Annotated in this window: 27 protein-coding genes, 1 tRNA gene and 1 pseudogene; 12 read left to right on the top strand and 17 right to left on the bottom strand. The window is 62.5% G+C overall.

Features of this window, described 5'->3' with window-relative positions; genetic code table 11:
* Positions 1-197: 197 nt before the first annotated feature.
* Positions 198-830, top strand: a complete 633-nt coding sequence (locus NKJ11_RS11445) for an HAD family hydrolase (RefSeq protein ID WP_352440557.1) — start codon at positions 198-200, stop codon at positions 828-830.
* Positions 831-835: 5 nt separating this feature from the next.
* Here the strand turns inward: NKJ11_RS11445 and NKJ11_RS11440 are convergent, their stop codons facing one another.
* From NKJ11_RS11440 to ureC, 8 genes and pseudogenes are all read right to left on the bottom strand, one after another.
* Positions 836-1,603, bottom strand: a complete 768-nt coding sequence (locus NKJ11_RS11440) for a class II aldolase and adducin N-terminal domain-containing protein (RefSeq protein WP_292338211.1) — start codon at positions 1,601-1,603, stop codon at positions 836-838.
* Positions 1,604-1,685: 82 nt separating this feature from the next.
* Positions 1,686-2,330 carry an urease accessory protein UreG gene (gene ureG / locus NKJ11_RS11435; protein ID WP_013528407.1) on the bottom strand — a complete coding sequence of 215 codons (645 nt, stop codon included), beginning with the start codon at positions 2,328-2,330 and terminating at the stop codon, positions 1,686-1,688.
* Positions 2,327-2,766: pseudogene (locus tag NKJ11_RS11430) on the bottom strand (DUF3995 domain-containing protein). Before NKJ11_RS11430 ends, ureG begins: the two are co-directional and overlap by 4 nt.
* A complete protein-coding gene (locus tag NKJ11_RS11425) occupies positions 2,763-3,434 on the bottom strand; it encodes an urease accessory protein UreF (RefSeq protein ID WP_023810697.1) in 672 nt (223 codons plus the stop codon). The pseudogene NKJ11_RS11430 and the gene NKJ11_RS11425 overlap by 4 nt, the downstream one beginning before the upstream one ends.
* Positions 3,427-4,020 carry an urease accessory protein UreE gene (ureE, locus tag NKJ11_RS11420; RefSeq protein WP_023810696.1) on the bottom strand — a complete coding sequence of 198 codons (594 nt, stop codon included), beginning with the start codon at positions 4,018-4,020 and terminating at the stop codon, positions 3,427-3,429. Before ureE ends, NKJ11_RS11425 begins: the two co-directional genes overlap by 8 nt.
* Positions 4,017-4,622 (bottom strand): glutathione S-transferase family protein, encoded by a 606-nt coding sequence (locus tag NKJ11_RS11415; protein ID WP_023810695.1) that lies wholly within the window; start codon positions 4,620-4,622, stop codon positions 4,017-4,019. The genes ureE and NKJ11_RS11415 overlap by 4 nt, the downstream gene beginning before the upstream one ends.
* 44 nt (positions 4,623-4,666) lie before the next feature.
* Entirely contained in the window at positions 4,667-5,260 is a 594-nt protein-coding gene (locus tag NKJ11_RS11410) for a hypothetical protein (protein ID WP_352610983.1), read from the bottom strand.
* A gap of 92 nt (positions 5,261-5,352) precedes the next feature.
* Positions 5,353-7,065, bottom strand: a complete 1,713-nt coding sequence (ureC, locus tag NKJ11_RS11405) for an urease subunit alpha (RefSeq protein WP_502905792.1) — start codon at positions 7,063-7,065, stop codon at positions 5,353-5,355.
* 182 nt (positions 7,066-7,247) lie between these two features.
* Between ureC and NKJ11_RS11400 the strand changes: the two genes are divergently transcribed.
* Both NKJ11_RS11400 and NKJ11_RS11395 read left to right on the top strand, forming a co-directional pair.
* Positions 7,248-7,631: a hypothetical protein gene (locus NKJ11_RS11400; protein WP_127289442.1), complete on the top strand. Its 384-nt coding sequence runs from the start codon at positions 7,248-7,250 to the stop codon at positions 7,629-7,631.
* Positions 7,632-7,760: 129 nt separating this feature from the next.
* Positions 7,761-8,249: a hypothetical protein gene (locus tag NKJ11_RS11395; RefSeq protein WP_352610984.1), complete on the top strand. Its 489-nt coding sequence runs from the start codon at positions 7,761-7,763 to the stop codon at positions 8,247-8,249.
* A 20-nt stretch (positions 8,250-8,269) separates the two neighbouring features.
* On the opposite strand, the gene NKJ11_RS11390 is transcribed toward NKJ11_RS11395, so the two are convergent.
* Genes NKJ11_RS11390 through NKJ11_RS11370 form a run of 5 tightly spaced genes read right to left on the bottom strand, consistent with a single transcriptional unit; the run spans position 8,270 to position 10,633 of the window.
* Positions 8,270-8,575: an urease subunit beta gene (locus NKJ11_RS11390; RefSeq protein WP_352440554.1), complete on the bottom strand. Its 306-nt coding sequence runs from the start codon at positions 8,573-8,575 to the stop codon at positions 8,270-8,272.
* An 8-nt stretch (positions 8,576-8,583) separates the two neighbouring features.
* Positions 8,584-9,171, bottom strand: coding sequence for a HupE/UreJ family protein (locus NKJ11_RS11385; RefSeq protein ID WP_128304229.1), 588 nt, complete (start codon positions 9,169-9,171; stop codon positions 8,584-8,586).
* Positions 9,172-9,203: 32 nt separating this feature from the next.
* Positions 9,204-9,458 carry a DUF1272 domain-containing protein gene (locus tag NKJ11_RS11380; protein WP_027161066.1) on the bottom strand — a complete coding sequence of 85 codons (255 nt, stop codon included), beginning with the start codon at positions 9,456-9,458 and terminating at the stop codon, positions 9,204-9,206.
* Between the two features lie 10 nt (positions 9,459-9,468).
* Positions 9,469-9,771 (bottom strand): urease subunit gamma, encoded by a 303-nt coding sequence (locus tag NKJ11_RS11375; protein ID WP_015314510.1) that lies wholly within the window; start codon positions 9,769-9,771, stop codon positions 9,469-9,471.
* A gap of 28 nt (positions 9,772-9,799) precedes the next feature.
* Entirely contained in the window at positions 9,800-10,633 is an 834-nt protein-coding gene (locus NKJ11_RS11370; RefSeq protein WP_502897880.1) for an urease accessory protein UreD, read from the bottom strand.
* Between the two features lie 216 nt (positions 10,634-10,849).
* On the opposite strand from NKJ11_RS11370, the gene NKJ11_RS11365 reads away from it, so the two are divergent.
* The 3 genes from NKJ11_RS11365 (at position 10,850) to NKJ11_RS11355 (ending at position 13,188) form a co-directional block, all read left to right on the top strand.
* The gene (locus NKJ11_RS11365; protein ID WP_013528393.1) at positions 10,850-11,104 is read left to right on the top strand and encodes an acyl carrier protein; all 255 of its coding nucleotides are present in this window, start codon (positions 10,850-10,852) and stop codon (positions 11,102-11,104) included.
* Positions 11,105-11,109: 5 nt separating this feature from the next.
* Entirely contained in the window at positions 11,110-12,318 is a 1,209-nt protein-coding gene (locus tag NKJ11_RS11360; protein ID WP_128304230.1) for a beta-ketoacyl-[acyl-carrier-protein] synthase family protein, read from the top strand.
* A 165-nt stretch (positions 12,319-12,483) separates the two neighbouring features.
* Entirely contained in the window at positions 12,484-13,188 is a 705-nt protein-coding gene (locus tag NKJ11_RS11355) for a glutathione S-transferase family protein (RefSeq protein ID WP_352793356.1), read from the top strand.
* Between the two features lie 23 nt (positions 13,189-13,211).
* Here the strand turns inward: NKJ11_RS11355 and NKJ11_RS11350 are convergent, their stop codons facing one another.
* The 4 genes from NKJ11_RS11350 to NKJ11_RS11335 all read right to left on the bottom strand — a co-directional run bounded on the left by NKJ11_RS11350 (position 13,212) and on the right by NKJ11_RS11335 (position 17,636).
* Positions 13,212-13,559, bottom strand: coding sequence for a hypothetical protein (locus NKJ11_RS11350; protein ID WP_352553299.1), 348 nt, complete (start codon positions 13,557-13,559; stop codon positions 13,212-13,214).
* 85 nt (positions 13,560-13,644) lie between these two features.
* Entirely contained in the window at positions 13,645-14,265 is a 621-nt protein-coding gene (locus NKJ11_RS11345; protein ID WP_352720804.1) for a nucleoside triphosphate hydrolase, read from the bottom strand.
* A 110-nt stretch (positions 14,266-14,375) separates the two neighbouring features.
* Complete coding sequence (locus NKJ11_RS11340; protein ID WP_352793355.1) at positions 14,376-15,476, bottom strand: hypothetical protein; 1,101 nt, start codon at positions 15,474-15,476, stop codon at positions 14,376-14,378.
* A gap of 345 nt (positions 15,477-15,821) precedes the next feature.
* Entirely contained in the window at positions 15,822-17,636 is a 1,815-nt protein-coding gene (locus NKJ11_RS11335; protein ID WP_352793353.1) for a methyl-accepting chemotaxis protein, read from the bottom strand.
* 406 nt (positions 17,637-18,042) lie between these two features.
* Between NKJ11_RS11335 and NKJ11_RS11330 the strand changes: the two genes are divergently transcribed.
* From NKJ11_RS11330 to NKJ11_RS11305, 6 genes are all read left to right on the top strand, one after another.
* A complete protein-coding gene (locus NKJ11_RS11330; protein ID WP_352793351.1) occupies positions 18,043-18,924 on the top strand; it encodes a D-alanyl-D-alanine carboxypeptidase family protein in 882 nt (293 codons plus the stop codon).
* A gap of 627 nt (positions 18,925-19,551) precedes the next feature.
* Positions 19,552-20,472 carry a DUF1003 domain-containing protein gene (locus NKJ11_RS11325; RefSeq protein WP_128306092.1) on the top strand — a complete coding sequence of 307 codons (921 nt, stop codon included), beginning with the start codon at positions 19,552-19,554 and terminating at the stop codon, positions 20,470-20,472.
* Positions 20,473-20,700: 228 nt separating this feature from the next.
* Positions 20,701-20,777 (top strand) — tRNA-Arg (locus NKJ11_RS11320).
* Between the two features lie 557 nt (positions 20,778-21,334).
* Positions 21,335-21,895 (top strand): hypothetical protein, encoded by a 561-nt coding sequence (locus tag NKJ11_RS11315; protein WP_352793349.1) that lies wholly within the window; start codon positions 21,335-21,337, stop codon positions 21,893-21,895.
* On the top strand, positions 21,892-24,006 hold the full coding sequence (locus NKJ11_RS11310) for a phage/plasmid primase, P4 family (RefSeq protein WP_352793348.1): 2,115 nt from the start codon (positions 21,892-21,894) through the stop codon (positions 24,004-24,006). The genes NKJ11_RS11315 and NKJ11_RS11310 overlap by 4 nt, the downstream gene beginning before the upstream one ends.
* A gap of 438 nt (positions 24,007-24,444) precedes the next feature.
* Entirely contained in the window at positions 24,445-24,924 is a 480-nt protein-coding gene (locus NKJ11_RS11305; protein ID WP_352793347.1) for a hypothetical protein, read from the top strand.
* The last annotated feature ends 188 nt before the right edge of the window (positions 24,925-25,112 follow it).

Below are 25,112 nucleotides of genomic sequence, written 5' to 3'. Positions count from 1 at the left end.
GCCAACTGCGCAATTGTCAATCTCGGGAGCAATTGCTTGCTGTTCCTCGACGTAAGCACGGCCCAGTTTTTCTTCTCCCACGAAGTCTCTGTCGCCAAAGAGACTTGGCCGCGGTCTCGGCAGGCGGCAGGTTCTTGCGCTCCGAAGGTTTATCTCCCGGCTCAAACCCTTTAAGGGATGGCAAAAAGGAGCCTCACATGATGCCGAAAGCGGTTTTCTGGGACATGGACGGCACGCTTGTCGACAGCGAACCGCTGCATGAAGCAGCCCTGATGGCGGCGATGCGCAATGTCGGCCTTGTCCCGCCGGACGATCTGCATGAGCGCGTGCTCGGCGTTGCCGCCTGGCCGGTCTACGAGATGATGCGCGACGAGTTCGGCCTGGACCTGCCTTTCGACGACTGGATCGTGCGCAAATACGAACACTACCTGCCACTGGTGGAGAGCCTGAAGCCGCGCCCCGGCGCGATCGAGATCTTCAACGAGCTGCGTGCAAGAGGCATCCAGCAGGCCGTGGTCTCGAATTCGGACCGGATGATCGTCGACGCCAATCTGAGCATGGTCGGCCTGATCTACCCCGGCATGAAGACGATCAGCCGCAACGATGTGCGCGAAGGCAAGCCGCATGCCGAGCCGTTCCTGCGCGCCGCGTATCTGGCCGGCGTCGACCCCGCGCACGCCGTGGCGATCGACGACAGCTGGCCGGGCGCCATGGCAGGGCTGGCGGCGGGCATGAAGACGATCTTCTGGCCGGAAACGCCGATGGGCGGACCGCCCGGCGCCGTCGTCATCAACAGCGCCGAGGAATTGCGGGCTGAACTGGGCCTGTAAGGCAATCAGTTCCGGTAGGCCGGTTCCTGCTCGTCGAGGATCGCCTTCAATTCGCTGAGATGGCGTTCGGCCTGGCCGGGATAGTCGTCCATCTCGCTCGCGGCCTTTTCGGCGATCGCATCTGACAGCGTGCGCAGCGGGCGGCCGGTCCAAAGCGCCTTGATGTAGGTCTCGGCGGCGCGTTCGAAATAGAACATGCGGTTGAAGGCATCGGCGACCGTATCGCCGATGACCAGCACGCCGTGATTGCCCATCACCATCACCTTGACCTTGGGATCGACGAGAAGCTGCGAGCAGCGCTCGCCCTCCTCCTCGAAGGCCAGCCCGCCATAATGCGCGTCCACGACATGGCGATTGAAGAACATCGCCGAATTCTGGTCGATCGGCGGCAATGTCGAGTCAGCGAGCGATGCCAGCACCGTGGCGTGGATCGAGTGCACATGCATGACACAGCGCGCGTGACGCACATTGCGATGGATGGCGCCATGCAGCCCCCACGCCGTCGGGTCGGGCGCATTGGGGCCGGAGAGCGTTTCTGGATCGTTGGCATCGATCATCAGAAGGTCGCTCGCCTTGATGCGCGAGAAATGCACCTGGTTGGGGTTCATCAGGAATTGTGTGCCGCCATCATTGACGGCCAGCGAGAAATGATTGGCCACAGCCTCGTGCATGTTGAGCCGCGCCGTCCAGCGGAAGGCGCAGGCGAGATCGACGCGCTCCTCATAGTAGGGCAGGTTGGTCAGCGTTTCCTTTTGCAGACGGGCAAGGCTCATCGAAAAATCCTCCGGTTTCGGCAAGAATGCCGTGGCCAGTCGATCCCCGCAACCGGTTTTGGTTGGTGCAGGGATAGCTGTCTCACGCCGCCGTGCTGGCAGCGGCAGCGCCGGCTCGCAGGCCGCCATGCTCGATGATGAAATCGATCACCTCCTGCAGCCCCTTGCCGCGCGACAGGTCGGTGAAGCCGAACGGCCGCTTGCCGCGCATGCGGCCGGCGTCGCTCTCCATGACATCGAGGTTGACGTTCACGTAAGGAGCAAGGTCGCTCTTGTTGATCACCAGGAAATCGGAGCGGGTGATTGCCGGCCCGCCCTTGCGCGGGATCTCCTCGCCCTGGCAAACCGAGATGACATAGAGCGTCAGGTCGGCGAGATCGGGCGAGAAGGTGGCGGCGAGGTTGTCGCCGCCGGATTCGATGAAGACGATGTCGAGATCCGGGAATTTCCTGTTCATCTGCGCGATCGCCTGCAGATTGATCGACGCGTCCTCGCGGATGGCGGTGTGCGGGCAGCCGCCGGTCTCGACACCCATGATGCGGTCCTCGGGCAGCGCCTGCAGCCGCGCCAGCATCATGGCGTCTTCCTTGGTGTAGATGTCGTTGGTGACGACGGCGATGGAAAACTCGTCGCGCAGCGCCTTGCACAGTTTTTCGGTCAGCGTCGTCTTGCCCGAACCGACCGGGCCGCCAATGCCGACGCGCAGCGGACCATTTGTCTGTGTCATGTCGGAAACTCCGTGATGGCGAGGATGGCAAAGCCGAGCCGATCAACAGGCACAGCGGCGAATAATAGCGGACATCGAGCCGCGCGAAAGGCTGTTCCGGCGTCAGCCGCCGCCACCACGGCGTGAAGCCGGCTATGCCGCGTCCCAGGAACACCAGACCGATGAGCAGCGAGGTGGCGGCGAGCCCCTCCTGGGGGAAGGGCGAGGCAAAGACGCCTATGAGCGCAAGCGGCCACAGCGTCGCCAGGCACAGGCACGCGGCGACGGCGAAACTGGCGAACGGCGTCGGCATCTCATCGACGCCGCGAAAGCCGACGACGGCGTGAGCGCAGGAGGCCGCATCCTGGCCCGGCCAGATGCCGCCAAGGCCCCAATAGGCGTGCAGCGCGGTAATCAGGAGTAGAACGGTCGAAAGCGAGAAGGCGAGAAGGATCATGAACGGAACAATCGCGAATACTGGGTTTCGTGCTTCATCGCCATGACATCGGAAACGAAGGCGCAGCCACCGAGATCGTCGAGTGTCGAGCGCGCGGCGCGGGTCGCGGTCGCCAGGGCCAGTGGCTCGAAGCCGGCCAACAGAGCTGTGGCTTTGCTCTGGCCGACGATGCCAAGCCGGATCGCTGCCTGCACGAGGTTGGAGAAGAAGGTTTGCAGGAAGGCCGACAGCGCGTCCTGAAGCCCGATGCCGTTGCCGCCGGCAATGGCGCCGACGGCGACGCAATAGGCGCATTCAGCCGGCAAGCGCTCCAGCACTGGATTTGGCCAGGCCGCCGCCGCTTTGAGGAAGGCCGCACCCTGCAGCATGGTTTCGGTGTGGCGTTCGCGCGAGCCGGCCAGCGCCTCCGCGAGTGCCGCTACTTCATCGAGATCGCCTGCGTTGCGCGCGCGGCGCCAACTCTCGGCGAACAGCACGGCATCGTTCCAGCCGGAGCCCATCTCGACCAGCGTTTCCAGCCAGCAGGCGAGGCTGTCGGCATCGGCAATCAGCCCGTCATGCACCGCGCGCTCGAGACCATGGCTGTAGGAAAAGCCGCCGACCGGAAAGGCAGGCGACAGCCACGCCATCAGCCGCAGCAGGGCGATGTTCGAAGGCTGGTCAGTCATGATCGTGGCGATGGCCGGCATGACTGTGCGAATGGGAATGCGCTTCGCCATGAGAATGGCTGTGCGCTTCCGCGTGGCTGTGCGCATGCGCATGGCCGTGATCATGGCTTTGCCCATCATGGCCGGAATAGGCACCGCGCACCGGTTTGAACGGTTCGGACACGTCGGTCACGGTGGCGCCCAGCCCCTCCAGCATCGCCTTGATGACATGGTCGCGCAGGATGAGGATGCGCCCGGCCTCGATGCTCGCCGCGAGATGGCGATTGCCGATGTGCCAGGCGAGCTCGGCCAGATGCACGCCGTCGCGGGCGCGGATGTCGTAGACCTCTTCCGGCGCCGCGATGATCTCGATATGGCCGCCATCCTCCAGCACCAGACGGTCGCCATCGTTCAAGGCGACGGGCTCGGGCAGGTCGACCAGCACCTTGCTGCCGTCGGCAAGCTCGATGGCGCGGCGGCGCAGATGGCGTTCGTCATGGGCGAGAATGGCCCGGCCGGACGGTAGGGTGGTTCCGGCATTGCCGGCGGACAGCACGGAGACGGCGCGCGGGAATTTGGTGAAGTCGGTGTTGAGGTTGAGCTTCATTTCATGGATCCTCCATTTGCTTGTGCCCGCACACGCGCAGGCCGCGCCAGCACGCGGTCGAAATAGGCGTTGACGCGTTCGGACTCGATCTCAAACCGGCCGGCACGCGCCCAGCCGCCCATGTCGCCGAGCAGCACGTCGACGGCGGAAAACCGAGCGCCCAGCGCAAACGGTTTGTCGCCCAGCCGCCGCTCCAGCGCCTTCAGCTCCGAGGCAAAATCGTAAGCCGCCGCAGGACCGACATCGACGCGTACGTCCTTCGGCAGCAGGAAGCGATGGCGCAATTTGTTCCACAGCGGCGCTTCAAGCTCGCTCTGCGCAAAATGCATCCAGGAATCCATTTCGGCGCGACCGGCTAGGCCTGGGTTGGCGCTCATGCCCATGTCCGCGTGCTTGTCGGCGAGATAGACGCAAATCGCCGCCGAATCCGTCACCGTCAGTTCGCCATCGATGAGGATCGGCACCTTGCCCGATGGGTTGAGCGCATAGGCTTCCGGTGAGCGCAGCCTGACCTCGACGAATTCATAAGGCTGCCCGAGCTCCTCGAGCATCCAGAGAACGCGGCTGACCCGGGATCCGCGCGATCCAACGGCCTTGTACATGTCGAACCCTGCCTTTCCCCAACAAGCTAGACCATCGCGTTCGTTCAGACGATGGTGTCGAAGAGCCGCAGGATGAACGATATCTGATAGATGAGCGCCGCCGTCACGAAGGCGATATGGAAGCGGCGGTCGCGCACCAGGATCGCAATGATGCAAAGCGCGACGAAGACCGGCGTGCGGAACAGGTACTCGCTGCCGAAGCGGGCGAAATGCTCCGGCCCCTTCAGCAGCGTGTCGACCACGTCGAGCATATAGGTCGCCGCCAGCAGGCCGAAGAACCACGCCCGGCGCGAATAGAAGAAATCCTCGTAGCTGGTGTATTCCAGCATCGAATCGGGAAACAAAAGCGCGCACAGCAGGAACAGCGTGATCGCGTAGAAGATGATGAACAGATACTTGCCGAAGGTCCAGGTTTCGATGGCGTAGAGGCCGAACTCCCACCACCAGAAATGCACCAGCATCAGGAGCACCGAGACGACCCAGGCCAGATGCACGGGATAGAGCTTGTATTGGCCGGGATGCTGGACGATCCGCGCCACCCCCGACAGCAGGCGGGCGACGCCAAGCCCGATCACCATGCCCATGACGATGCGGATATGCGGGAAGATGTCGTGGGCGGAAGCGATTTCGGTGGCCATGCTCGATCACAATGCAACTGGTGGTCGGCCGCATATTGCTGCCTCCCACCAAGGGCTGCAACGGATAAGGCTCGCCCGGTCGAATCGCCGCTTCAAAACAGAAAATACCTCTGCGCCATCGGCAGCACCGTCGCCGGTTCGCAGGTGAGCAATTCACCGTCGGCACGGACCTCGTAGGTTTCCGGGTCGACTTCGACATGCGGCGTGGCGTCGTTGAGCACCATCGAATGCTTGCCGATGCCGCCGCGGGTGTTTTCAACGGCGACGAACTGCTTGTCGACGCCAAGCCTGCCGTGCAGGCCTGATTCGAGCGCGGCTTTCGAAACAAAGGTCACCGACGAGTTGGTCCTTGCCTTGCCATAGGCGCCGAACATGGGCCGGTAGTGCATCGGCTGCGGCGTCGGGATCGAGGCGTTGGGGTCGCCCATCGGGGCGGCGGCGATCATGCCGCCGATCAGCACCATGTCCGGCTTGACGCCGAAGAAGGCCGGGTTCCACAGCACCAGGTCGGCGCGTTTGCCCGCCGCGATCGAGCCGATGTCTTTCGACAGTCCATGCGCGATGGCCGGGTTGATCGTGTATTTGGCGATGTAGCGGCGGACGCGGAAATTGTCGTTGTTGCCGGTCTCCTGCGGCAGCGAGCCGCGCTGGCGCTTCATCTTGTCGGCGGTCTGCCAGGTACGGATCGCCACTTCGCCGACGCGGCCCATGGCTTGGCTGTCCGATGAGATGATCGAGAAGGCACCGATGTCGTGCAAAATGTCTTCCGCCGCGATGGTTTCCTTGCGGATGCGGCTTTCGGCAAAGGCGATGTCTTCGGGGATCGACGGCGACAAATGATGGCAGACCATCAGCATGTCGAGATGCTCGGCCAGCGTGTTGACCGTGTAGGGCCGCGTCGGGTTGGTCGAGGACGGGATGACGTTGGGCAGGCCGCAGACCTTGATGATGTCGGGCGCGTGGCCGCCGCCGGCGCCCTCGGTGTGGAAGGCGTGGATGGTGCGGCCCTTGATAGCCGCGACGGTGTTCTCGACAAAGCCGGATTCGTTCAGCGTGTCGGTGTGGATCATCACCTGCACGTCATAGTCGTCGGCGACCGACAGGCAGCAGTCTATCGCCGCCGGCGTCGTGCCCCAGTCCTCGTGCAGCTTCAGCGAGCAGGCGCCGCCCAGCACCATTTCCTCGAGGGCTGCGGGCAGCGAGGCATTGCCCTTGCCCGACAGGCCGATGTTCATCGGGAAGGCATCGAAGGACTGGATCATGCGGGCCATGTGCCATGGCCCCGGCGTACAGGTGGTGGCCAGCGTGCCGTGCGCCGGACCGGTGCCGCCGCCGAGCATAGTGGTGATGCCTGACATCAGCGCCTCTTCGATCTGCTGCGGGCAGATGAAGTGGATATGCGCATCGAAGCCGCCCGCGGTCAGGATCTTGCCCTCGCCGGCGATGATCTCGGTGCCGGGACCAATGATGATGGTGACGCCATGCTGCGTGTCCGGATTGCCGGCCTTGCCGATGGCCGTGATGCGCCCGTCCCTGAGGCCGACGTCGGCCTTGAAGATGCCTGCGCTAGCATCGATCACCAGCGCGTTGGTGATGACGGTATCGACGGCGCCTTGCGCCCTGGAAACCTGGCTCTGGCCCATGCCGTCGCGGATCACCTTGCCGCCGCCGAATTTCACCTCTTCGCCATGGATGGTGAGATCCTTCTCGACCTCGATGAACAGTTCGGTGTCGGCAAGGCGCACTCTGTCGCCGACCGTCGGGCCATACATCTGCGCATAGGCGGCGCGGGTAATTCTGGCCATCAGCGATTGCTCCTGAAATGCGGTTTGCCGAAATGCGGTGGGATTGAAGCGCCGCTGCACACTGCTGCCATCCTATGGTCACGCAATGACCCGCTGGGCGACACCTTCTGATCCCATTTGGCGGTTGAGGTTAGGGGGTCACCCCAGACCGGCCGTTTGCCAATCGATGGAAAGGAAAATCCATGCGCAAAACAATAATTCTTGCCGCCGCTGCCAGCCTGATGCTGGCGGGCGCCGCCAGTGCCCAGCAGCAACCCGCGCCACAGCCCGCTCCGGCGCCGGCAACGCCTGCTCCAGCCACGCCCCAGGCTCAGCCGGCGGTGCCGACGATCCAGAGCGTCAACATCGTCGACATCACCGAGTTGCCGAAGGACACCCAGACGCAGGTCAACCAGGTGATCGCCCAGCGTGGCGATGACGGCCTGAAGAAACTGCGCAGCTCGATCGACGCCACGCCCAAGGTGAAGTCGGCGCTGGAAGCCAAGGGGCTCAGTTCGGCGCAAGTCGTCGCCGCCAGCATGGAACCCAATGGCGCACTGACCCTGATCACCAAGAAGGCGAGCTGACGAGACGGCACGGCGGGCCGGCATCCGGCCTGCCGGCCGCATCGGGAAAGGAACCTTCGCCGGGCGGGATTCGTTTTGTTCTTTTCGCGCTAACCCGCGCCCCGAAACGACTTCTCTCAGGAGCGAGCGATGGCGATCACTTCTTTCTTGACCAGAATGCAGGCAGTCGCCGCCACGGCGTTCTTGGCGGCGGCAGGGTCTGTTGCCGGATTGAAAGCGCAAGGGCTGGAAAGCACGGAGACCGTCAACCGCATCGTCGGCTCGCAGGTCAAGCAGGAAGAGGCCAAGGCCACCGCCGAAGCCCGCAGCGTCAACACGGCGATCGACCGCACGCGTGAAAACATCGGTACGGTGCGCAAGACGTCCAAGCTCGACAAGGTCGACATCGTGTTCCTCACCGACGCCGCGCGCAGCGAAGGCGGCCCGCCGCCGGAGATCGAAAGCAAGGTCAAGCAGCATCAAGACGACATCACGGAGCTGCGCAAGGAGATCGAGGCCAACGCGCTGCTGTTCAACGCCATCGAATCGCGGCGCGTGCAGGCGCAGGATGTCCTCGCCGTCGAATTCGACAATCCCGGAAAGATCGTCATCTACGCCGCGGCCAAGCCATCGAACTGAGCTGAGCGCGCCGGGAGATCTCACAGCTTGCCCATCACCTTCTGCTGAAATCCGTAGACCTCGCGCTTGCCGCCGAGCGGCACCAGCGTGACGTCGCGCTCCTGGCCCGGCTCGAAACGCATGGCCGTGCCCGCGGCAATGTCGAGACGCATGCCCCTGGCACGCTCGCGGTCGAATTTCAGCCCCTCATTGGTCTCGAAGAAATGGTAGTGGCTGCCGACCTGGATCGGCCGGTCGCCGCTGTTGGCGACTTTCAGGGTGACGGTCGGCAGGCCCTTGTTGAGCTCGATGTCGCCGTCCACCGTGATGATCTCACCGGGGATCATGGTCACCCTCACACGATGCCGAAGGCGAGGCCGATGCCGATCGCCGCGCAGGCGGCACCGGCAGTACGGGCCAAGCCGCGGAACCGGATGCCGAGACCGAGACCGGCGGCGATGCCGGTGGCATGCAGCAACAGCGTGGCGATGGCAAAGCCGGCCATGTATTCAAGCCCGCCGGCATTCTCCGGCACCTCGGTGCCATGCGCGTGGCCGTGGAACAGCGCGAACAGGCCGATGATGGCGACGCCGGCCGAGACCGGCAGATCGACCGCCAGCGCCACCAGCAGCCCGAGCGCCACGATTGAGGCCAGTATGCCGGGTTCGACGAAGGGCAGCGGCATATGCAAAATGCCCAGCGCGCCGCCGACCAGCATGACACCGACAAAGGCCGCCGGCCAGGCAAGAACCGCCTTGCCGCCCTTGATCGCTGCCCACAGTCCGACCGCGATCATCACCGTCATGTGATCGAGCCCGGAAAGCGGGTGCATGAAGCCGGCCGTGAAGGAGGAGGCCGTGCCGATGCCGACATGGGCATAGGCCGGCATGGCAGCGGCCAGCAGCAGGATCGCCGACAGGGAGAGGCGTTTGGCAGGGATCATTCTATTGCCTTTCGTTTTGCTCGGTCTGGTGTTTACGCCGCCTTGCGGGGGCCGCAGCCTTCGGCCTTGAGAACGCGTTTACTCGACGCCGGGTATTTCTTCAGCATCGCTGCCGGGCGGATCGGCCGCGCCGAAAAACCACCGCCGCAATTGGGGCAGATGCCGCCCAACACCTGTTCCACGCATCCGGCGCAAAAGGTGCACTCGAAGGTGCAGATCAGCGCATCCGTCGCCTCGGGCGGCAGGTCCTTGTCGCAGCATTCGCAGTTGGGACGCAGCTCCAGCATCCTGTCCTCCTCAACGGATCGGTTCGTGCACGGTCACCAGCTTGGTGCCGTCGGGAAAAGTCGCCTCGACCTGCACGTCATGGATCATCTCGGCGATGCCTTCCATGACTTGCGCGCGGCTGACGACATGAGCGCCGGCTTCCATCAGTTCGGCGACCGGACGGCCGTCGCGGGCGCCTTCGACGACGAAGTCGGTGATCAGCGCGATCGCTTCCGGATGGTTGAGCTTGACGCCGCGTTCGAGCCGCTTGCGCGCCACGATCGCCGCCATGGCGATCAGCAGCTTGTCCTTTTCCCTCGGCGTCAGGTTCATGCGTTTCCCTGGATTGGTAGAGACAGGCCTATAGTGACCATAATTTGGGCAGCCCCGCCCTTCCGTTGAGCAATTCGACGAGTGGAACCAGCCGCTGGCGCAGCCGGTAGCCGTCCCCGGCGTAGAGCCTCGCAAGAAGCTTGCCAGATTTCTTCACGCACCAGGCGCTGGCGCTGCCTTGGTCGCCGACGATCTCCAGAACCTGGTCGAGCAGGGCCTCGGCGCGCGGCGACACCAGAAGCAGCGTCGCCACCGCGATCGCGCCGCCGGCAACGGCCGGGCGGTCGAGCCTGGCGGCGATATCGGGTCCGATGCGGAAATCCTCGGCATGAATGAGGGCGCCATCCTGGCGCACGCGCCAGCGGTCATGGAAGTTGCCCTGCGTGGCGCGCTCGCCCATAGCCAGGCGACCGAAGACGGCGGCTTCCAGCACCAGCGCCTCGGCGCCGACGGCAAGCTCGACGTCGAGCGTGCGGGCAAAGGCCGCCCGGTCGAAGACGATGGTTTCCTGCGGCAGCCAGGCGATGCGGCCGTTTTCCCCGACCGACAAATTGACCCGCACTTCGGCACGGTCGGATGCCGCCCGGTAGATCTTCTCGCAGGCCTGCGTGGTGATCGATGCCGAAGCGGCCGCGCCGACATCCACGTCCCAGGCGATACGGTCGCCGCCGGTCATCCCGCCGGCGGTGTTGATCAGCACCGCTTCGAGCGGATCGGCCGAGACGGCCGGCATTCTTATCTTGGCGGCGCCGTCCTGATAGAGGCGCCGCAGGCGCGTGCGGCCCTCACGGAGCGCGCAGGAAAGCCGCGCGACGCCCGCAACGCGCTGCGTCGAAATCCCGCCATGTTCGCCCATATCCATGCCTGCACGTTAAGCACTCCGGCGGCTTTGTCGATATGGAGTTCGATATAGCTTGTTGCTTGACAACGTTTCGGTTTCTATAGAGGGAACCACCTTGGTACGGTCATGCTGCGCTTGGCGGGGGTATTAAACGACGACGGCGGCTTGATACCAGGAGAAAAAGGGGCGCTGCTCAGTTGGCGTCGGGAAACGTCGAGATAGTGGGGAAGGAACCGAATGGCCGACCAGCTGGCAACGGATATCATCGCGAAGATCAAGGCTCATGCCGAGCCGGGCGGCGAAGAAATCACCACCACCACCGAATTGACCTCGCTTGGCATCCATTCGCTCGAGCTGACGGAGATTATCTTCGATCTTGAGGAAGAGTATGGCATCGAGATCGAGATGAACACGGTCGACGCCTGGAGCAATCTGAAGAATGTCGGCGACATGGTCGAAGCTGTGCGCGCGCTGATCGCGAAAAAAGCCTGAACTGAATGCGGCAGCGCGTTGTCATCACCGGCATGGGCGGCATTTGCGGGCTCGGCACCAGCGCGCCCGCGATCTGGAACGAGATGCGCGCCGGCCGCTCGGCCATCGGCCAGATCACAAGTCCCCAACTGCATGATTTGAAGGTCAAGGTCGGCTGCGAAATCAAGGCGCTTCCCGATCACGGCATCGACCGCAAGCAGACCGTGTCGATGGACCGCTTCAGCCTGCTGGCGACGATCGCAGCCAGGGAAGCCATGCAGCAGGCCGGCCTGACTTCGAATGAAGCCACCACCTATCGGATGGGCACCGTCGTCGGCGTCGGCGTCTGCGGCTGGGAGGCGATCGAAGAGAGCTATCGTGCCATCCTGGTCGAGGGCAAGAACCGCGCCGGTATCTTCACCGTGCCAAAGGTTATGCCAAGCGCGGCCTCCGGCCACGTCAGCATGAGTCTGGGCCTGCGCGGCCCGGTCTTCGGTGTCACCTCGGCCTGCTCCTCATCCAACCACGCCATCGCCTCGGCCGTCGACCAGATCAGGCTTGGCCGCGCCGACGTGATGGTCGCCGGCGGCACCGATGCGCCGCTGGTCTGGGGCATCCTGAAGGGCTGGGAAGCATTGCGCGTGCTGGCGCCCGACACCTGCCGGCCATTCTCGGCCGACCGCCAGGGACTGTCGCTCGGCGAGGGCGCCGGCATGGCGGTCCTGGAGACGTATGAGCATGCCATGGCGCGCGGCGCCACCATCCTTGCCGAGGTCGCCGGCGCCGGCCTCTCCGCCGACGCCTCCGACATTGTCGCTCCGACCGTCGAAGGGCCGACGGCGGCCATGCGCGCCTGCCTGGCCGATGCCGGCTTCAATCCCGAGGATGTCGACTACCTCAATGCCCATGGCACCGGCACCAAGGCCAACGACCAGATCGAGACGGCAGCGATCAAGCGCGTCTTTGGCGACCATGCCTACAAGCTTTCGGTGTCGTCGACCAAGTCGATGCACGCCCATTGCCTGGGCGCATCGGGTGCGCTGGAGATGATCGCCTGCGTGATGGCGATCCGCGAAGGCATCGTGCCGCCGACGGCCAATTTTCGTGAGGCCGATCCCGATTGCGACCTCGACGTCACGCCGAATGTGCCGCGCGAGCGCAAGGTGCGCGCCGCGATCAGCAACGGCTTCGCGTTCGGCGGCACCAATGCCGTGCTGGCCTTCAAGGCCGTCTGAACGCAAAGGCCGGGCGCGCGATCTGCCCCAAGCAGGCCGTTCCGTTGACTGTTCGCGCGCAACGAAACCCTTGCACGCCATTGATCGTGCCGTGCGCCGCGTCTAATCCTTGGCCGACCCGCCAAAACCGCGCCGCTCGGCGCGAATCCTCATTCAGGAGTTTCCATGGCCGACCTGTCCGCCTTTCCGATCGCAACGCGTTGGCCGGCCAAGCGTCCGGATCAGCTCCAGCTCTATTCGGCGACAACGCCGAACGGCGTGAAGATTTCGATCGCCCTGGAGGAACTCGGCCTGCCTTACGAGCCGCATTGGGTCAACATCGGCCAGAACGAAAGCTGGACACCGGAATTCCTGTCGCTCAACCCCAACGGCAAGATACCGGCGATCATCGATCCGAACGGTCCGGACGGCAAGCCGATCGGCCTGTTCGAATCCGGCGCCATCCTGCTCTACCTCGCTGAAAAGACCGGCCTGCTCATGCCCATCGATGCTGCGCGCCGCTACGAGACCATCCAGTGGGTGTTCTTCCAGATGGCCTCGGTCGGGCCGATGTTCGGCCAGGTTGGCTTCTTCCACAAATTCGCCGGTCGCGAGATCGCCGACAAACGCCCTCTGGAGCGCTATCGTGACGAGTCAAAGCGACTGCTCGGCGTGCTCGACGGCCGGCTGAAGGGGCGCAAGTGGATCATGGGCAATGACTACACCATCGCCGACATCTCGCTGCTCGGCTGGGTGCGCAACCTGATCGGCTTCTACGAAGCCCGCGAACTCGTCGGCTTTGACGATTTCGTCAATGTCTCGGCATGGCTGGAGCGCGGCCTGGCGCGGCCGGCGGTGCAGAAAGGCCTGACCATCCCCGCCAAGGGATAGCCGAACCAGCCTCCGAAGCGCGGCTATTTTGCCTTCGCTTTGGCTTTCGAACCGCCTTTGCCCATGACGGAAGCAGCGAGCGACGCAGCACCTCGGGCGGCGACCATGACCGCGCCGGCAGCGACGTTGGCCGTCGCCTTGGCCGTGCGCATCGCGCTGCCGCTCACGGAGTCGCTGGAGCTCGCGGGCTTCTTCGGCTTTGCGGCTTTCGGCGCGGCTTTCGCTGCGGTCGGCACCACTTTCTTCGGCGCTGCCTTGCCGAAGGCCGGCTTGGCGTCCTTCGAACGGGCTGTCATCGCCGGGCCGGCGCCGGCCTTGGATTGGGTCGCCTTGCCCTTGGCGGGCGCGGGCTTTCTTGCCTTGATTGCCATTGGACCGAATCCCTCTTTTGGCATAATTGCCGTGTCGGGATAACGGCCTGAAAGTCTTAAGGTTCCCCTTGCGCAATCCGTCGAATCAAGCGGAAAGGCCGATCACCAGATCGGCAGCCCGGCGCCGCGCGAGCACGCGTTCGATGTTGGGCAGGTCGTTGGACGCGATCCAGGCGCGCGCATCTTCGTCGGAGCGGCCATGTCCGTGCCAGCGCTCCATCAGGCGGCGCTCGAGTTCGTTGCGCGGCACGTCGACGAAGATCGAGAAATCGAACAGCGGCGCCAGCCGCGACCACGGCTCTTCGTCGAGCAGCAGGTAATTGCCCTCGACCAGGATGAACTTGGTTTCCGTGGCGACGATCGAGGCGGCGGCGCGCGACAGCTCCATGCTGCGGTCGAAGACCGGGATGGCGATATCGGCTTCGCCGGCCCGGATACGCTTCAGCAAGGTTTCGAAACCGGCAAAGTCAAAGGTTTCCGGCGCACCCTTTCGGGTGCGCAAGCCGCGCCGCTCGAGCACGGCGTCGTCATAGTGGAAGCCATCCATCGGCACGACTTCCGAAGCACCTTCGGGCAGCAGTTCATGCAGCCGCGCCGACAGCGTCGACTTGCCGGAGCCTGGTGGCCCGGCAATGGCCACGATGAAGCGGTTTGCCTTGCCGGCACGCTTGAAGATGGTGGCGGCGAGATGGGCGATTTCGGACATGAGAGCCTCTCTGGCAGGAGCTTCAAATCCACCATGTTCCGCATGATGATTTCGGCCACATCTTGGCGGCAGTTCACGGAAATTTCAAACCCTGCGGCCGCGCAATCCCATCAAGCGGGCGCAGGCTGGCCAATGCGCAGGAAATCGCTGTCGAAGGGAACCTCCCGCGTCGCGCCACCCGTCACCAGTCGTATGCGGCCATCCGCCGTCGTGATCGCCTGTGGCGGCTCGCCGCCGGCCAGCGGAATGGCGCCGATGACATGGCGAAAGGACACGCTTTGGCCTTCGCCCAGTGCAAAGGCGGTCGCGACCCCTTCGCGCTTCAGCCAGTTGTCGCCGATCGAGGCGGCATGGCCGACGGCGGCGCGGCCATCCTCGATGCCGAGCACGCCCAGGTGGCGACCGCTCCAGGGCGCGTAGTCGCGCCCGCCATTACTGAGCCACAGCATGGTGATCGGCAGTTCGGCCGGGTTCTTCAGCACCAGCACCAGATCGTCTTCGGCCTCTCGTGCAAGCGCGGTCCAGCCCGGCCCGCCATGATCCGCCTCGACCAGCGTGAGGAAATCCTCGCGGCGGTCGTCCATGCGGTATTCCGTCAGGTCGAGCGTACCGCCGCCGGCGGCGGGGAATTGGCTGAGATCGGCGGATCGTGCCGGATAGGCCAGCAGGAAGCGGCCGCGTGCGGGATCCGGCTCCAGCGGATCCTCCAGCGTCGCGGCAAACCGCTTCGGCGAAAAGGCCAGCCTGCCGCCGCCCGTCATCGCCGTCATCGGGTGATGCGCGACCGAGATCGCACCATGGCCACCGGAAAACTCATGCTCCTGGTAGAGGAAGGGATGGCCGTCGCGCAGCGTCAGGATCTTGTCGACCGTTGCGCCCATCACCTTGTGGCGCAAGCGGAAGACCGCGCGCCAGCCATCATCCGTTGCGGCACTTTCGGCGATGTCCCAGGCGCTGTTGGCCGGCCAGCCATGCAGCGGCGCCTCCTCGACATCGCTGCGCGAAAACGGCGCGCAGAGAAAATCGCCGGACAGCCGAACCGTACCTTCCGGCAAATTGTCCGGCAGCGTCTCATTCGCATCGACCCAGGGCGCGCGGTGCAGCGGCTTCAGCTGCCGCCCACCACCCTCGACGACCATGTCGGCGATGTGGCCGACCGTGAGGTCGAGCAAAACCGAAATGCCTCGGGCCTTGATGGTCTGGATGGTCATCGCGCTCTCACCGATTCTGCAGGCGCAAACTGGCCTGTTCGGCGGCACTTGCGCAAGCACCGCGACAGGCATTTTGCATCAGTTCTCACCCTCCCACATCGCATATGGATTCTTTCGAAGAGGACCCCCACCCTAACCCTCCCCACAAGGGGGAGGGAACGCTGTCGCGTGCCTTAATTGTTCTTTCTTTGGCGCCGAAAAGACAGGCGACTAGCCTGGGTCGGCGCCAACGGAAGTCTCCCTCCCCCTTGTGGGGAGGGGTTAGGGGTGGGGGTCCGTGCCGGGCAGACATCTCAAGAATTCCACGTGCGATAGCCCTCCCCACAAGGGGGAGGGTGAGCGCAGCTACTGCCGCTTGTATTCCCGCACCGGCGACTTGGTGCCGTCGGTGTAGGTGACCTGCACCGACATCGATTTCACGCTGTCGGCGACCTTGAAATAGGGCTGGTAGTCGTAGGGGATGGCGTAAGGGTCCTTCTTGTCGCAACGCGGCATCTTGATCTCCTTGTCGAGCGCCGCGCCGTTCAGGCTGTAGTGCACCTGTTTGATGGCGCAGCGGTAGGACAGCATCTGGGTGAAATAGACCAGCCCGTGATTGCCGCTGGCATCGAAGGCGATCCACGAGGTCCAGAACTGGTCGAGGATCTGCTTGTTGCCCTGCTGGAGTGCCGCCTCCGGGTCGAAGCGGATGTCGAAAGGGCCGGTCTCGCGGCCCCTGATGTCGAGATATTTGATCGCGATGATGCCGGCCACGGTGCTGTCGGGCATCTCGAAGCTCGGATTGGCCATCGGCTTGCCGGTGGTCTGGTCGTTCATGGCCAGGAAACCGGTGTCGGTGAACGGACCGCTGTCGCCCATGCGCCACGAGATGGCGGTCGCCGGCTCCGGCAGCGAGATGGTCATCGACCAGCCCTGGTTCGAGCGCATCGGCGTCAGCGAAGGCACGAAGCGGGCGGGATCGAGCACGTCGCCGAGTGCGGCCAGCCGGCTGCGGCTGCGGTCCAGCCAGTCGGCCAGCTGCGTCTGGTCGACGAAATATGTGAGCAGCCCGCCATCCTTCTCGTAGGACGTGAACTTGGTCAGCGCCTTGGCCTCGTTGCGCTTGTCGGCCAGCGTCTGGGCGCCGAGCCGGTCTTCCGAAAACTCGTGCGCCAAAAGGAAATAGGCCGGCGCGAAATCCGCGTTGGCGGCGATGAAGGCGTTGAGCTTGTCGAGACGCTGGGCGTCGTCGAACTGCTGGATATGCACCAGCTTGATCGACAGCGCCTTGCCCTTGTCGGCAAGCGCGCCGAACACTTCGCGGGCGCCGGCCTTGCCGTCCTGCACCCGAAGCAGCGTGGCAAAGCGCGTGTAGGGATCGATGGCGTCGACATCGAAGCCGGCAAAGGCGAGGTAGGAGCGCCGTGCATTGAGCATGTCGCCGGACAGCTCGTAGACACGGGCATTGTGGTAGAACTCGTCCGGCCGCTTCGGCTCGGCGATCGCCCCACCCTGCGCGGCAAGGGCGGCAAAGCCCTTGGCAATGGTGTCGATCGAGGCGGCGATCTGCTGCGTCGTCGCTTGCAGCTTCTCGGTCTGGGCCTGCTGCTGCGCCTGGCCGGCGGCCAGCGTCTCGGTCTGCTTCTTCACCTCTTCGGTGGTCTTTTGCACTTCCGCCGTCTGCTGCGTCTGCTGCTGCTGGGCGTTAGCGATCTCATCGGCCTTCTTCGCCACCGTGTCGGTCGACTGCTTGACCTGTTCGACCGTCTTCTGCGTCTGCGTGACGGTCTGCTCGATCCTGGCCACTTTTTCGGACACGATTCCCATCGACTGCTGCAGCCCGGCAATGGCCGGCACCAGGCTGGCGATCACCCCGTTCTGGGCGTTGGTCTGCTGCTGCAGGCCGTAGACGCCGCCGGCGACGGCCGCTGCTGTTGTGGCGAAGATCAAGGCCGGCAGCGCTCTGGCCGCCAGCACCAGCCTGAGCACGATGGCAATGGCGATGATGATTGCGGCCACCGCGGCGATCAGCGCGATATAGGCGGCGAACGGCGCCAGCGGATTGAGGATGTCTGATACGGCACCCCCGATAAAGGCGACGCTGCCGGCCCATTTGCCAGTGCGGCTGAGCGATGCCCTGATAAGCGATGGCGCAGCGCCCCCGGCCCCGATATTCGTCATGCCAAGCCCCCAAGCCCTGAGATACCACGCCCCTTCCCACGGGAAACGCTGCCCTGGCAAGGAAAGACACGGGAAAACCGGCGTTTTCGGGGCGGCTTCGCAGGCTTGGGTTCCTCGCCCCCACGAATGTGGGGGAGAGGTGGCTCGGCGGAGCCGAGACGGAGCGGGGGAACGGCGCCGGCCGTGCCAGGTAAGGTTGCGATACATTTCGTTTGGAGATGGCGCCCGACGAAATCCCCTCTCCGTCCGCTGCGCGGCCATCTCTCCCCACTTCGTGGGGCGAGGAACCAGATCGATGCCCTCGACAATCCTGGGACTGTCGGCCATTAACCAAATGGACGCATCACTTGCGTTACGTTAGCTTCGTCTCATCTCCGCAACAGCCGACCCCAGAACAGTCCAGCCCTTGTCCAATACCCTTCCGCTCATCCAGAGAGTTTTTGCGGCACTCGCCCTGCTGGTGCTGCTTGCCGGCTGCGCCACCACGCCGCCCGACAGCGTGCTGGCCGTGCCGGCGCCGGCGCAGAAATATGCCGCTATCGTCGTCGACGCCAGGACCGGCAAGCAGCTGTTCGAAGTCAGTTCCACGGCGCAGCGCTATCCGGCCTCGCTGACCAAGATGATGACGCTGTATCTTTTGTTCGAGGCACTGGAGTCCGGCCGCGTCACCAAGCAGACGCAGATCCCGGTGTCGGACCATGCCGCCTCGCAGCCGCCGACCAAGATGCGCTTCCGGCGCGGCGAAAGCATCGACGTCGATTCGGCCATCCGCGCCATCGTCGTCAAATCGGCCAACGACGTGGCGGTGGCGGTCGGCGAATATCTCGGCGGCAGTGAAGATCAGTTCGCCGCCATGATGACATCCAAAGCCCGCCAGCTCGGCATGACCAGCACCATTTTCCGCAACGCGTCGGGCCTGCCCGACGATGGCCAGATGACGACCGCGCGCGACATGGCGGTGCTCGGCATGGCGCTGCGTCAGCGCTTTCCCCAGCAGTTCCACTATTTCTCCGAAAGCGACTTCATGTTCCGCGGCCGGCTGGTGCGCGGCCACAACGACATGCTCGGCCGCGTGCGCGGCGTCGACGGCATCAAGACCGGCTACATCAGGGCCTCGGGCTTCAACATCGTCACCTCCTATAATGCCGACGGCCGCAATCTGATCGTCGTGGTGATGGGCGCCGACTCAGCCCGCCAGCGCAACGACCATGTCGAAGCGTTGATCCAGCGGAGCCTGTCGCCGACCATGGACGGCGCCAAGACCAGGCTGATGTTCGCCGAGCAGTAGTGGCCGCGGCGCGACTTGCGCTTGGCTGCGCGGTGACGAATGTTGATAGGAATTTTTTCTTGACCCGGTGAGGGCAGCTAAGCTATAGTTTTGGGTATGGTGCTGAGTCGCGCCAATTGATCCACTGGAACCGTGACCCGCCCGCAAGGCGGGTTTTTTATTGCCCGCCGCCGTGCAGAACCTTGCGCACGTTGGCGGGACGGCACCCCCCTCTGTCCTGCCGGATGTTCGTCGCTCGGAAAGCCAAGCAATTGGCTTTCCGCCCGCTGCGCGGACCGCTCCTCAACCCCCGCAAGGGGGGAGATCAGCGGCTTCGGCGCTACGCTCACTCATGTGACGGTGGAAATTGGCAAAATCCGGGATGACAGTCAATCTCCCTCCTTGCGGGGGAGATGTCCGGCAGGACAGAGGGGGGTGATTGGCGCAAACATCGGGCAAGTTCTTCACCGCAAGCGACACTCGCAGGTCGCGGCATGGATCCTCGGGTCTGCGCGTCCGCTTCGCTCCCGCTCCGCCCGTGGATGACGAAGTCGGGAAGCGATCAAAACACTTGTAGTCCCACGAAATCCGTCGCGATGCTGGCGATGTTGCGGCATACGTCGCCCAGCACCCTCAGGAGCCCGCATCATGAGCACCGTCCCCAAAACGCCCGAGCAGGCGGAAGACAACCAGCACGACAGCGGCGGCGAATATTTCGAGGCGCCGACCCTCAGTGAGCTGGAGGCCGATCCGGTGTCGGACGAGCACTTCGAGACGCCCGAAGTGCCGGACTCCGAACCTGCGGGCCCAGGCGCCCACCGCGGCAAGCCGAAGAAAAAACCGTCGGCCATATCGGGCCGCAAATTCCGCAAGCGCGATCTGGTGCGCATCGACACGCTGCGCCCGAGCCTCGCCGACCGCATCCGGTCGGACCATCCCGACCTGCCGGCCGGCGCCCGCATCAGCCGCGCCGAGCTCGGCCGCTACCGCATGCGCTACATGGAGGAGCTTCTCCAGCAGGAGCACGGCGAATTCTCCGAGCTCGACCGCCAGGTGGTCGAATCGATCGCCAGGCAGGACACCATTTCCGAAAACTCGGAAGAGGAATTCGAGGAGCACCGGACGTTCGCCGACCGCGTCTCCGACAACATGGCTTCCTTCGGCGGCAGCTGGTGGTTCCTGATCTCGTTCGGCAGCGTGCTGCTGGTGTGGATCGGCATCAACCTGATCGCCGGCATGAGCGCCGCCTTCGACCCCTACCCCTTCATCCTGCTCAACCTGCTGCTCTCCTGCATCGCCGCCATCCAGGCGCCGATCATCATGATGAGCCAGCGGCGGCAGGAGTCCAAGGACCGCCTGCGCTCCTTCAACGACTACCGCGTCAACCTCAAGGCCGAGCTCGAAGTGCGCCATCTGCACGAAAAACTCGACTACCTCATCTCGCGCCAATGGACCCGCCTGGCCGAAATGCAGCAGATGCAGCTGGATGCGATGCACGAACTGGCGGGCGCGAAGAAGCCCAAGCGCGCTGTGCGCAGAAGGCGGGCGGTGAAGAGTGAGGCGGGGTGAGGAGTGGTCCGCGCAGCGGACGAAAAGCCAATTGCTTGGTTTTTCGAACGACGAACGCCCTGAGCCTGGGAAGGGCGGGCGGGCGCGAACCTCATAGGCCGTAGCCAGGGCGCACCGAGCCAAGTCGCGGAGCCAATCTCCAATTGCCCGTTGAAGCCCGCGCCTGCTTCCGCTAAGAAGCCGTGACTTGCCGGTTCATCGGCTGGTTCGTTTTCCGGATTCCGGAAAGCACCCGTAGCTCAGCTGGATAGAGCGCTGCCCTCCGAAGGCAGAGGTCACAGGTTCGAATCCTGTCGGGTGCGCCAATAAAATCAAATAGTTATGGCTTTAGATGGCGCCCTCAACGAGGGTCAGCAAGCGCATAGCAATCACCCCTTCGGTGCTTGACTGGGCTGTCGGTTCTGGTGCAAGGTTCGGTCGGCGCTGCAACATGCAGAGGGCGCGACTACCGAAAATTCCCGAAAAAGCTATTGGCGACGCATTACTGGCGTCTGCTCGAGTAGCGGTTTCGGCAATCGAAAATTTCACCGATCTGGTGAGGTTAGGTAGTTGCGCGATGTCCTTGCTCACAGACTTCAAGCCAGCTTCCTGACCTTGCGGATAGCGAGGAGTCCAGGATGTCTAAGTTTAATCTAGAAGAACCGCATAATTGGGAGAGGAGCGACGTTTGCCTTCTTCTCACGCCCAAAATCGCTGCAAATATTTTGACTTTAAGCACCAAGACGCTCGCGAACTGGCGTGTGAGAGGGTTTGGCCCTAAGTTCGTGAAATTGGGGTCGAGGGTCGCATACCCTGTTCCTGAATTCGCTTATTTCATCAAGTCACGAACATGCTCGTCGACCTCCCAAAAGCTGGGAGACTCATGATGCCCGTGTTTTTGGCCGAGAACGACAATTGCCCCCTCAAATTGATCGATCAAAAAACGGAGCTCATCGATTTTCTGGTGAACCGACTCCGGGAATCTCTGCCGGAGGTGTTCACCTTTCAGCAGACCTTCGAAGACGTAAGCGCGATGGCGACGGAACTTGGTATCGGTGATAGCTACAGGCCCCCTTACGATTCGGCAGACGTTCTGCTTCAAACTATTTCCTCCGAGGATCCCGAAGTCGTTCGCTGCGGCGAAGGTCTACTTCGGTTCTATCGGCTGTTGCATTTCGTGGCGGATCATCACGGGCGGGCTCTTTCAACTGCAGAAATTGCTAGGACGGCCCTCATAGCTCTGAAGGCAGACAAGACGGTGAGCTTTGTGCACATCATAGATCCGCCGGGCGTTCCCAGTAATGTGCTCCTGATCGCGAGCGAGCCTGCCTTCGAAGAAAAATTCGGTGCACGAATCCGGGTCATTACTAAGATCAAGGTTTCTGGTTGTGAGCCAAGTAAAGGTAACCCTGTCTCGCGGGTAATCGACGGGGGCGCCAAATGAGGCCCGGCTCACAAGGAAGGCGTCACCCGCTGCTCCCCCAAAGGACAGTACCGAGAATCGCCTCACGCCTCGCCACTGCACTGGACTGGCTTCTCTATGATGTCCCTATCCTTCTTGTGCGGCCAAAAGACAAAAGCCCGCTCCCTCCCTTTAGCTCAAAAAGAACACTGATTGACGCGCCAGCGCTACGGGAGGCCTTTAGGAAAAATCCGAATGCAAATTTCGGCATCGTGACTGGGCTTGTCAGTGAACTCATCGTGTTGGATGTTGACGGTCCGAAAGGACAAGCCAGCCTTCAGGATCTCGTCGCTAAGCATGGACCACTTCCTCCCACCGTCACGGTAAATACAGCGCGAGGGCATCACTATTATTTCTTCCATGACGGCCAGCCGGTGCGAAACAGCGCATCGGGTCTAGGAGAGGGTCTCGATGTTCGTGGTGAGGGCGGTTACGTTGTCGGTCCAAGTAGTGTTCACCCAAGTGGCGCTGTTTACGGATACGTACAGGATCGCGCACTTGGCGACGTCAATTTTGCCGACCTTCCAGCGTGGCTCTTAAACCTCTTGATTCGCGCGCCATCGGATAGCGCGATGTTGTCGCCAGACAACCAGAAGGTCGCCCAAGGAACCCGCAATAGCCACCTCATGAGTTTGGCAGGAAGGCTCCGAAATTCAGGGTTGTCAGAAGAGGCCCTCCTAGCCGCACTGGAGGCCGAAAACCAGATCAAATGTGAGCCACCGTTAGGGGCGGCGGAAATTTCCAATATCGCTAGAAGCATAGGCCGCTACGCGGTTTCTGCTGGGGCAGGCGCTGACCCTGCCGAGGCGATAGCGACCGCAGTGTTGGACAGAGAATTTGCGGGGGGAGACCACCTACTTTCAGGACCGGACGGCCAATTTTGGCACTTCAACGGCAGATTTTGGGTTCCAATTTCACCGAAAAGTCTTAGAAAGCGCGCCCTTACGTTGATAACAGCATTGGCTGGCCCAAAACCGAATACGGCGTCGTTGCTTAACCAGTTTGAGACAGTTCTCCATGCCAAAGTGGCGGCCGACGGGGACCCTCTTGGTTTCATGACAGACCCACGCCCCGTGATCAATTGCCGGAATGGGGAGGTCTGGTTGGCGCACGACGGCGCACCGCAATTAAAGCCCCATTCCTTCAATTCGTACCTTCGCTACTGTTTGGACGTCGATTATGATCCCCGTGCGAAGGCTCCCCTTTTCGATCAAGCCCTCGCTGATATCTTTGCCAAATCACTAGACCCAAGCGGGATGGCGTCGTTCTGGAACGAGATCGTCGGTTACGTCATACAGCCGGACCGACGGATCGCCTCCATCTTCATCTTCAGCGGTGATGGTAACAACGGCAAAACCACCTTGGTCAACACACTGGTCAAACTTCTCGGTAAGGAGCTTGTCGCCTCGATGAGGGTTCAAGACCTTGATCGAAGCCAATTCTCGACTGGCAATCTTCTCGGCAAGCTGCTGTTTCTTGACGACGACGTAAAAAAGGGTACGCGGCTGCCTGACGGCGATCTCAAGCGCATCAGCGAGGCCAAACCTATAACCGGCGAGCGCAAGTTCGGACCAACTTTCACTTTCACGGTCCGCGCTGTCCCTATGCTCCTCTGCAACGCTCCACCATCATTAGCAGACCTCACTTTTGGTATGCTTAGGCGGCTTGTGGTAGTTCCATTTGCCCGGACTTTCACCGAGGACGAGGTTAAGCGGACGCCATTTCCTGCGATTCTGGCTAGCGAGATGTCCGGCGTACTGAATCGGGCGCTCGAAGGATATCAACGCGTGGTCCAACGAGGTCACCAATTTGCTCCACCGAAGGCCGTTGCGGATGCCAAAAGTGACTGGTTGATCTCAGCCAATCCTGTGCCAGCCTTTCTTGCAGAGAAATGCGACAAGACTGGCCAATGTCAGGTTCGTGTTCTTTATTCGGCATTTCAGTCTTGGTCGACCGACATGGGCTATACGCTTTCGCAACAGCAGGCCAACTTTCGTCGAAGCGTTGAGAATCTAGGTTTCAAGGCAAAGCACGGGCGGGATGGAGACATCTTTCTAGGCTTGAACCTGAAGGGCGCGAGCGTTCGGCGCTAGCCAGACCAATGGGGTGATAGCGGTGGTCGGTGACGAAGGTGACGGAAAACCAACACAATACTTTTTCAATGAAAACTACTAAAAAACAATAGCCGCCCAAAGCAGTCACCTTCGTCACCGACCACCGCCAAAAGGATAGCAGGGACCATTTACAGCCATCTTCGAAGGCCAAAAAATAGCAGCGGGTTAACAGATGCCTGAGGGCTGTTAATGCCATAATCGGTTAAACAACATTGTGGGCGACGGAAATGGAAATGTCACCACAGCAGCGTGACGCTTGGCTCAGAAACACCGCCAGTAGTCCCTTCAACGTTTGGCTTGAACCGCAGTTAAAGGGCCGGACTGTCAACTGGACCTAGCTCACCTGTACGAGGTCGCTAAGCGTTTTGGGATCGACCGGCAAACCCGATATTCGCACTTAACCCCGGTCAACAGCGGATGATCATCGGCAACATGTTGCGGCGGGTGGTCCCGGTCATCGAGTACGATAAGGCGATGGCTGTTGCTCCGATGGCGGTCCCACTGGGCGCTGTAACTCAGATTGTTGAGCAGGCAACTTTGCCAAGCCGACCGGAGATTATCCTAACGGCGGGCGTCACTGAACTGCTGATCCTGCACAGCCAAATCATGGATGAGCTGCGAGACCGGCAGATCGTGCGCACCGGCAATGCGCCTCTTGGTGACTATGCCGAGCTTCTTTTCGCAACGGCGTTTGGATGGTCGCTGGAGAGCAATTCTTCTAGCGGCCACGATGCGACAGATGCCGCGGGTATTCGATATCAGATTAAGAGCCGTCGCATCACGCCAAGGAATGCCTCGCGTCAGCTCAGTGCTTTCCGGCGCCTACCCGACAACACCTTCGACTTTCCCGCTGCCGCCCTTTCAACGAAAGCTACCGTGTCACAAAGGCTATCTTGATCCCCTACGAGGTGGTGGTGCGCAGTGCAAAGCGCGTCGAACATACCAACAGCTGGCGGTTCATGTTGGAAGACAGGGTTTGGGCCGAGGAAGGTGCGCGAGACGTCACCGCCGCTATTATTTCGGCGTCTGCGACAATCTGATTGCTCGGCGACAGTTATCCAGCAAAGCCAATTGGCGACGCCGCG

This window comes from Mesorhizobium sp. M0243, from assembly GCF_040321775.1.
In the GTDB taxonomy this organism is placed as follows: Bacteria; Pseudomonadota; Alphaproteobacteria; order Rhizobiales; family Rhizobiaceae; genus Mesorhizobium.
Note: the sequence above shows the minus strand (reverse complement) of the source record. Positions and strands in the feature narration are given on the sequence as shown.

Coding starts and splice junctions, on each gene's coding strand:
- NKJ11_RS11445 (WP_352440557.1), top strand. CDS start 198: ATGATGCCGAAAGCGGTTTTCTGGGACATGGACGGCACGCTTGTCGAC.
- NKJ11_RS11440 (WP_292338211.1), bottom strand. CDS start 1,603: ATGAGCCTTGCCCGTCTGCAAAAGGAAACGCTGACCAACCTGCCCTAC.
- ureG (WP_013528407.1), bottom strand. CDS start 2,330: ATGACACAGACAAATGGTCCGCTGCGCGTCGGCATTGGCGGCCCGGTC.
- NKJ11_RS11425 (WP_023810697.1), bottom strand. CDS start 3,434: ATGACTGACCAGCCTTCGAACATCGCCCTGCTGCGGCTGATGGCGTGG.
- ureE (WP_023810696.1), bottom strand. CDS start 4,020: ATGAAGCTCAACCTCAACACCGACTTCACCAAATTCCCGCGCGCCGTC.
- NKJ11_RS11415 (WP_023810695.1), bottom strand. CDS start 4,622: ATGTACAAGGCCGTTGGATCGCGCGGATCCCGGGTCAGCCGCGTTCTC.
- NKJ11_RS11410 (WP_352610983.1), bottom strand. CDS start 5,260: ATGGCCACCGAAATCGCTTCCGCCCACGACATCTTCCCGCATATCCGC.
- ureC (WP_502905792.1), bottom strand. CDS start 7,065: ATGGCCAGAATTACCCGCGCCGCCTATGCGCAGATGTATGGCCCGACG.
- NKJ11_RS11400 (WP_127289442.1), top strand. CDS start 7,248: ATGCGCAAAACAATAATTCTTGCCGCCGCTGCCAGCCTGATGCTGGCG.
- NKJ11_RS11395 (WP_352610984.1), top strand. CDS start 7,761: ATGGCGATCACTTCTTTCTTGACCAGAATGCAGGCAGTCGCCGCCACG.
- NKJ11_RS11390 (WP_352440554.1), bottom strand. CDS start 8,575: ATGATCCCCGGTGAGATCATCACGGTGGACGGCGACATCGAGCTCAAC.
- NKJ11_RS11385 (WP_128304229.1), bottom strand. CDS start 9,171: ATGATCCCTGCCAAACGCCTCTCCCTGTCGGCGATCCTGCTGCTGGCC.
- NKJ11_RS11380 (WP_027161066.1), bottom strand. CDS start 9,458: ATGCTGGAGCTGCGTCCCAACTGCGAATGCTGCGACAAGGACCTGCCG.
- NKJ11_RS11375 (WP_015314510.1), bottom strand. CDS start 9,771: ATGAACCTGACGCCGAGGGAAAAGGACAAGCTGCTGATCGCCATGGCG.
- NKJ11_RS11370 (WP_502897880.1), bottom strand. CDS start 10,633: ATGGATATGGGCGAACATGGCGGGATTTCGACGCAGCGCGTTGCGGGC.
- NKJ11_RS11365 (WP_013528393.1), top strand. CDS start 10,850: ATGGCCGACCAGCTGGCAACGGATATCATCGCGAAGATCAAGGCTCAT.
- NKJ11_RS11360 (WP_128304230.1), top strand. CDS start 11,110: ATGCGGCAGCGCGTTGTCATCACCGGCATGGGCGGCATTTGCGGGCTC.
- NKJ11_RS11355 (WP_352793356.1), top strand. CDS start 12,484: ATGGCCGACCTGTCCGCCTTTCCGATCGCAACGCGTTGGCCGGCCAAG.
- NKJ11_RS11350 (WP_352553299.1), bottom strand. CDS start 13,559: ATGGCAATCAAGGCAAGAAAGCCCGCGCCCGCCAAGGGCAAGGCGACC.
- NKJ11_RS11345 (WP_352720804.1), bottom strand. CDS start 14,265: ATGTCCGAAATCGCCCATCTCGCCGCCACCATCTTCAAGCGTGCCGGC.
- NKJ11_RS11340 (WP_352793355.1), bottom strand. CDS start 15,476: ATGACCATCCAGACCATCAAGGCCCGAGGCATTTCGGTTTTGCTCGAC.
- NKJ11_RS11335 (WP_352793353.1), bottom strand. CDS start 17,636: ATGACGAATATCGGGGCCGGGGGCGCTGCGCCATCGCTTATCAGGGCA.
- NKJ11_RS11325 (WP_128306092.1), top strand. CDS start 19,552: ATGAGCACCGTCCCCAAAACGCCCGAGCAGGCGGAAGACAACCAGCAC.
- NKJ11_RS11315 (WP_352793349.1), top strand. CDS start 21,335: ATGATGCCCGTGTTTTTGGCCGAGAACGACAATTGCCCCCTCAAATTG.
- NKJ11_RS11310 (WP_352793348.1), top strand. CDS start 21,892: ATGAGGCCCGGCTCACAAGGAAGGCGTCACCCGCTGCTCCCCCAAAGG.
- NKJ11_RS11305 (WP_352793347.1), top strand. CDS start 24,445: ATGATCATCGGCAACATGTTGCGGCGGGTGGTCCCGGTCATCGAGTAC.